6 protein-coding genes are annotated in these 6356 nt (G+C 65.9%); 4 read left to right on the top strand and 2 right to left on the bottom strand.

What is annotated here, in order from left to right; genetic code table 11:
- Window positions 1-153: 153 nt before the first annotated feature.
- Both LL236_RS14665 and LL236_RS14660 read right to left on the bottom strand, forming a co-directional pair.
- Complete coding sequence (locus LL236_RS14665) at window positions 154-1257, bottom strand: BMP family lipoprotein (protein ID WP_228179565.1); 1104 nt, start codon at window positions 1255-1257, stop codon at window positions 154-156.
- Window positions 1258-1418: 161 nt separating this feature from the next.
- Window positions 1419-2534, bottom strand: a complete 1116-nt coding sequence (locus LL236_RS14660; RefSeq protein WP_228179564.1) for a mannose-1-phosphate guanylyltransferase — start codon at window positions 2532-2534, stop codon at window positions 1419-1421.
- A 213-nt stretch (window positions 2535-2747) separates the two neighbouring features.
- Between LL236_RS14660 and sdhC the strand changes: the two genes are divergently transcribed.
- The 4 genes from sdhC to LL236_RS14640 are packed head-to-tail and all read left to right on the top strand — an operon-like array spanning window position 2748 to window position 6279.
- Window positions 2748-3182 carry a succinate dehydrogenase, cytochrome b556 subunit gene (gene sdhC / locus LL236_RS14655; protein ID WP_228179563.1) on the top strand — a complete coding sequence of 145 codons (435 nt, stop codon included), beginning with the start codon at window positions 2748-2750 and terminating at the stop codon, window positions 3180-3182.
- Window positions 3182-3640 (top strand): succinate dehydrogenase hydrophobic membrane anchor subunit, encoded by a 459-nt coding sequence (locus LL236_RS14650; protein WP_228179562.1) that lies wholly within the window; start codon window positions 3182-3184, stop codon window positions 3638-3640. Before sdhC ends, LL236_RS14650 begins: the two co-directional genes overlap by 1 nt.
- A 36-nt stretch (window positions 3641-3676) precedes the next feature.
- Window positions 3677-5482 (top strand): succinate dehydrogenase flavoprotein subunit, encoded by a 1806-nt coding sequence (gene sdhA, locus LL236_RS14645; RefSeq protein ID WP_228179561.1) that lies wholly within the window; start codon window positions 3677-3679, stop codon window positions 5480-5482.
- 2 nt (window positions 5483-5484) lie between these two features.
- Complete coding sequence (locus LL236_RS14640; RefSeq protein WP_228179560.1) at window positions 5485-6279, top strand: succinate dehydrogenase iron-sulfur subunit; 795 nt, start codon at window positions 5485-5487, stop codon at window positions 6277-6279.
- Window positions 6280-6356 lie beyond the last annotated feature (77 nt).

The following is a 6356-nucleotide window of genomic DNA, read 5'->3' as shown; positions in this document are numbered from 1 at the left end:
CCCTGCGCGGGGTGCGCGGGGGGGGGCGCCCGCCCCCCTGCCCCCCCCCGTGTCTGGTTGGTTGGGGTGTGTCGGGGGCGCCGCCGCTCCCCCCCCCGCCCCCCGGCGGGGGGGGCGGGCCCCCCCCCCCCCCCCCCCCGCCGCTGAGGGTTATCAGCCCGCGAGGTACGACGTGACCGGGATGGATCCGTCGATGATGCCCGCGGCGATCTCGTCGAGCTCTGCCTGCAGGTCGGGCGAGACCTTGCTCTCGAAGTCGTGGAACGGAGCCAGGCCCACACCACCGTTTTCGAGGGTGCCGACGAAGGGAGCCGAGTCGAACTCGCCGATACCGGCGGCCAGGACTGCATCCTCGACACCCACGTCGATCAGCTTGCGAATCGACGTCAGGAGGAGATCGGCAACGGTCGGGTCGGTCTCGTAGACGTCGGCGTCGACACCGATGAGGGCGATGTCCCGGCCCGAGTCACGGATGACGGATGCGGCGCTCTGGTAGATCGGACCACCGACCGGGAGCAGGACGTCGACACCCTGGTCGACCAGGCCCTGCGCGGCGTTGATCGCGTCCTGGTTGGCGACGAAGCCACCGGTGAAGACACCATCGGTGCCGTCCCAGCCGAGAACCTCGACGTTGGCGCCGTTGGCCTCGTTGTAGTACGCCACGCCCTGAGCGAAGCCGTCCATGAAGATCGACACTGTCGGGAAGTTCATGCCACCGAAGGTGCCCACCTTGCCGGCGGTCGAGTATGACGCTGCGGCGTAGCCGGCGAGGAACGCGGCCTGCGCGGTGTCGAAGACGATCGGCTTGATGTTGGGAGCGTCGGTCTCACCGTCGAAGTCGTTGTCAACGACGTCGTCGATCGAGACGTACTCGATGTCGGGGTTGGCCAGGGCCGACTCGCCAGCAGCGGAAGCCAGCGCGAAGCCCACCGTGATGATCATCGAGCAGCCCTGGTCGACCAGGTTGGTGAGGTTCGGCGCGAAGTCAGACTCCGAGTCGGACTGGACCGTCAGGAACTCGACGCCCAGCTCGTCAGCCGCACGCTCAAGGCCTTCGTAGCCGAGCTGGTTGAACGACTTGTCGTCGAAGCCACCGGCGTCGGAGACCATGCAGGGCTTAAAGCCTTCAACGACGTCGCCGCCGGCGGATGACGTGGTCTCCGTGTCAGTGGGGGCCGACGCGCAGCCGGCGAGTGCAACGAACATGCTTGCGGCAACGAGGCCGCCGAGCACGCGCTTACGGGTGGAAATGGTCAACTGTGCCTCCAGGTGAAGGGCCCGCCCAGACGGCGGGTGCATCTGGAGAATCTACCTAGCGAATCGCCACGATGCATGCTCCAGACAGCCGCCACTGAGCAATGGTTACAAACCCGCAATAGAGTCGTCACGCAAACTGCTCGCGCCGGGGCTCAGGCATGTCAGAGGACGTCGCCGCGACCGCCGAGCTTGAGCGCGTCGACGACACCCTTTACCCGCTGCGCGTGCTCGCTCGTGGTCACCAGGAGAGCATCCGGAGTGTCGACGACGACGATGTCCTGCACACCGATGAGGCTGATCACCCGCGAGGTCTGCGACACGACGATGCCGCTGGAGGCGTCAGAAAGGATGCGGGCATTCTCGCCGAGGATGGCGAGGTCGTTCTTGCGGCCGTGGGAGTTGAGCTTTGCCAGGCTCGCGAAGTCGCCGACGTCATCCCAGTCGAAGTGACCGGGGATCACAGCGAGCTTGCCCTTCTCGGCGGCGGGCTCGGCAACCGAGTAGTCAATCGCGATCTTGGTCAGGGCGGGCCAGACCCGGTCGACGACCGGCCCCCGACGGTCGCGGTCGTCCCAGGCCTCGGCGAGTTCCACCAGCCCGGCGTGAAGTTCGGGGTTGTTCGCCTCGATCTCAGCAAGCAGCACGTCGGCGCGAGAGATGAACATCCCCGCGTTCCAGAGGTACGAGCGGTCGGCGAAATAGGCCCGGGCCGTCTCGAGATCGGGCTTCTCTACGAATCGCTCGACGGTGGCAGCCTCCGGTGCGCCGTCCACGAGAAGTTCGTCGGCCTTCTTGATGTAGCCGAAACCGACCGAGGGCTCGGAGGGCTGGATGCCGATCGTGCTGATGTATCCCTGCCGAGCCACCGCGACGGCCTGCTGCACCGCCCACTGGAAGAGGTGCGGAGGCCGGATGACGTGGTCGGCCGCAAAGGATCCGATGATGACGTCGGGTTCACGGCGCACGAGCACGGCAGCCGCCAGTCCGATTGCCGCCGTCGAGTCGCGGGGCTCCGATTCGAGGAAGACGTTGCGGTCGGGAACGCCGGGCAGTTGGGCCTCGACGGCTGCGCGGTGCGCGCGCCCGGTGACCACGGCGATGCGCTCGATTCCTGCCAGAGGTTCGAGCCGATCCCAGGTGTCACGGAGGAGGGAGTGCCCGGAGCCGGTGAGGTCGTGCAGGAACTTCGGGGCGTCGGCGCGCGAGAGCGGCCAGAGCCGGCTGCCGATGCCGCCCGCGGGGATGACGGCATAGAAGTCGGAGATCTCCTGAGACATGCCCCCCAGGCTACTGGGGCGGCCTTTCGAGCACGTGTCCGGGAAGTGACAGCACGCGACAGCAGTACCCCCGAACTAAGGGTGGCCTAAGAGCCGCGCCCGCTCCGGGCGCAATAGGATGGGACTCGCGCCCGAGTGACGCCGAGGGACCTGCGCCAGGTTCCCGTTGGGGCACTGACCGCCCCGCTCGTGTTCGATCCAGGGAGGACGACCGTGTCTGCACCAGCACGCGTCACACCGTCGGTATCCGAAACCACCTCCAAGACCCCTCGTGGAACGCTATACCGCGGCCACGAGGGCATGTGGTCGTGGGTTCTTCATCGCATCACCGGCGTGGCCATCTTCTTCTTCCTTCTCGTCCACATCCTCGACACGGCGCTCATTCGGGTCTCCCCCGAGGCCTACAACGCGGTGATCGGCACCTACAAGAACCCGATCATGGGCATCGGCGAGGTGTTCCTGGTCGGCGCGATCGCCTATCACGCCTACAACGGCCTGCGCATCATCATCGTGGATTTCTGGTCCAAGGGTGCGCGCTACCAGCGTCAGCTCTGGTGGATCGTCCTCGGCGTCTGGGCGGTGACGATGATCGGGTTCACCCCCCGTCACCTCATCAATGTCTTCAGCTCGATGGGAGGCGGTCACTGATGAGCGCTCCTGCGATCGCCGAACCCCGCGCCTCCCACAGCACCCCGCGCCGCCGCGGCGTCAACCTCGAGAAGTGGGGCTGGGTCTACATGCGAGCATCCGGCATGGTGCTCGTGGTCCTGATCTTCGGGCACCTCTTCGTCAACCTCATGGTGGGCGACGGCATCCGCGCGATCGACTTCGCCTTCGTTGCCGGAAAGCTCACCAACCCGTTCTGGCAGTGGTGGGACGTCCTCATGCTGTGGCTCGCGCTGATCCACGGCGCCAACGGTATGCGCACCATCACCAACGACTACGTGACTCACGCCAAGACCCGCACCGTGCTCGTCACGGCGATCTGGGTCACCGCGGCGCTTCTGATCCTGCTCGGCACCCTGGTGGTCTTCACCTTCGACCCCTGCCTCGGGTTCGACCCGGCTACCGCGTCCGACACGATCATCGGCCTGTGTGCCTCGTAATCCTGCCGCTCACCTGACATCGAAAGCACAGCACCCGTGACTACTCAGAGCGCCGAAAGCGTCGTCAAGGACGGCGTCCATTACCACCAGTTCGACATCGTGATCGTCGGCGCCGGCGGCGCCGGCATGCGCGCGGCCATCGAGGCAGGCCCCGGCGCGAAGACCGCGGTGATCTCCAAGCTCTACCCGACCCGGTCCCACACCGGCGCGGCCCAGGGCGGCATGGCAGCTGCCCTCGCGAACGTCGAAGAGGACTCGTGGGAGTGGCACACCTTCGACACCGTCAAGGGTGGCGACTACCTCGTCGACCAGGACGCCGCCGAGATCTTGGCGAAAGAAGCCATCGACGCGGTCATCGACCTCGAGAACATGGGTCTGCCCTTCAACCGCACCCCGGACGGAAAGATCGACCAGCGTCGCTTCGGCGGTCACACCGCCGACCACGGCAAGAGCCCTGTCCGTCGCGCCTGCTACGCCGCCGACCGCACCGGGCACATGATCCTGCAGACGCTGTTCCAGAACTGCGTCAAGCTCGGCATCAACTTCTTCAACGAGTTCTACGTGCTCGACCTCATCACGGTGAAGGATGCCGAGGGCAAGACCCAGGTCGCGGGCGTCGTGGCCTACGAACTGGCCACGGGCGACCTGCACGTCTTCCAGTCCAAGGCAGTGATCTTCGCGACCGGCGGCTTCGGCAAGATCTACAAGACGACCTCCAACGCCCACACCCTTACCGGTGACGGCGTCGGAATCGTCTGGCGCAAGGGACTGCCGCTGGAGGACATGGAGTTCTTCCAGTTCCACCCGACGGGCCTGGCCGGACTCGGCATCCTGCTCACCGAGGGCGCTCGCGGCGAAGGAGCCATCCTGCGTAACGCGAGCGGTGAACGCTTCATGGAGCGCTACGCCCCCACGATCAAGGACCTCGCTCCTCGCGACATCGTCAGCCGCTGCATGCAGCAGGAGGTCGCCGAAGGTCGCGGCGCCGGCCCCCACCGTGACTACGTGCTCCTGGACTGCACGCACCTCGGTGCCGAGGTGCTCGAGACCAAGCTCCCCGACATCACCGAGTTTGCTCGTACCTACCTGGGAGTCGACCCCGTCGTCGAACCGGTGCCGGTGATGCCGACCGCGCACTACGCGATGGGCGGCATCCCCACCAACATCAAGGCCGAGGTGCTCGCAGACAACGAGACAGTCGTGCCGGGTCTGTACGCGGCCGGTGAGTGCGCCTGCGTCTCCGTGCACGGCTCGAACCGCCTCGGAACGAACTCCCTCCTGGACATCAACGTCTTCGGCAAGCGCGCCGGCCGGTACGCGGTCGAGTACGTGAAGACCGCCGAGTTCGTCGACCTCCCCGAAGACCCCGCGGCAGGCGTCCGCGAGATGATCGAGGGCCTGCGCAACAACCCCGGCGGGGAGCGCATCGCGGTCCTCCGCAAGAAGCTGCAGGACGAGATGGACAAGGGAGCCCAGGTGTTCCGCACCGAGGAGTCCCTGAAGCACGTTCTCGGCGTCATCGAGGAGCTGCGTGCTCGGTACCTCAACATCCATGTCGACGACAAGGGCAAGAGGTTCAACACCGACCTGCTCGAGGCTGTCGAGCTCGGATTCCTGCTCGACATCGCCGAGGTCGTTGTCGTCACTGCCCGCAACCGGCTCGAAAGCCGCGGCGGCCACATGCGCGACGACTACCCCAAGCGCGACGACGAGAACTACATGCAGCACACGATGGCCTACCTCACGGGCGACCCCCACTCGTCGGTCGCGGATGACCACATCCGCCTCGACTGGAAGCCCGTGGTCATCACTCGCTACCAGCCGATGGAGAGGAAGTACTGACGATGAGCGCGACGCTTGTCTCCACGGATGCCGCCACCGATGAGCAGGGCGACATCGAGCAGTCCCCCGAGCCCACCGGCATCCAGTCGTTCCTGGTGACCTTCATCATCCGCCGCTTCGACCCTGAGGTGGATTCCGAGCCGCGCTGGGTCGACTACGACGTCGAGCTGTACTCGACTGACCGCGTGCTTGACGCCCTCCACAAGATCAAGTGGGAGGTCGACGGGTCACTGAGCTTCCGCCGCTCCTGCGCGCACGGTATCTGCGGGTCGGATGCGATGCGCATCAACGGGCGTAATCGTCTGGCGTGCAAGACCCTCATCAAGGACCTCGACATCTCCAAGCCCATCTACGTCGAGGCCATTAAGGGTCTGCCGCTGGAAAAGGACCTCATCGTCGACATGGAGCCCTTCTTCGCGTCGTACCGTGAGGTGCAGCCGTTCCTCATCTCGAACTCTGCGCCGGAGCCCGGCAAGGAGCGCATCCAGTCGATCGCCAACCGCGAGATCTTCGACGACACGACCAAATGCATCCTGTGCGCAGCCTGCACCTCGTCGTGCCCCGTCTTCTGGACCGACGGCCAGTACTTCGGGCCCGCCGCGATCGTCAACGCGCACCGCTTCATCTTCGATTCGCGCGACGACGCCGCCGATGTGCGCCTGAACATCCTCAACGACAAGGAAGGCGTGTGGCGCTGCCGCACGACCTTCAACTGCACGGAGGCCTGCCCCCGCGGCATCGAGGTCACCAAGGCGATCGCTGAGGTCAAGCAGGCGGTGCTGCGCGGGCGCGCCTAAGTGTGATGTCCAGGGACGTTGTTGCGTGAATCGCGTGTGATCTGGTGACGGGTGAAGGCCTCCCGTTGCGAGAGTGG

It is taken from the genome of Microbacterium schleiferi (assembly GCF_020781975.1).
In the GTDB taxonomy this organism is placed as follows: domain Bacteria; phylum Actinomycetota; class Actinomycetes; order Actinomycetales; family Microbacteriaceae; genus Microbacterium.
The sequence above is the reverse complement of the archived record's forward strand: the minus strand, read 5'-3'. Positions and strand labels throughout refer to the sequence as shown.

Bases quoted from the DNA above. Each gene is read 5' to 3' on its own strand.
- LL236_RS14660 (WP_228179564.1), bottom strand. From the start codon at position 2,534: ATGTCTCAGGAGATCTCCGACTTCTATGCCGTCATCCCCGCGGGCGGC.
- LL236_RS14650 (WP_228179562.1), top strand. From the start codon at position 3,182: ATGAGCGCTCCTGCGATCGCCGAACCCCGCGCCTCCCACAGCACCCCG.
- LL236_RS14640 (WP_228179560.1), top strand. From the start codon at position 5,485: ATGAGCGCGACGCTTGTCTCCACGGATGCCGCCACCGATGAGCAGGGC.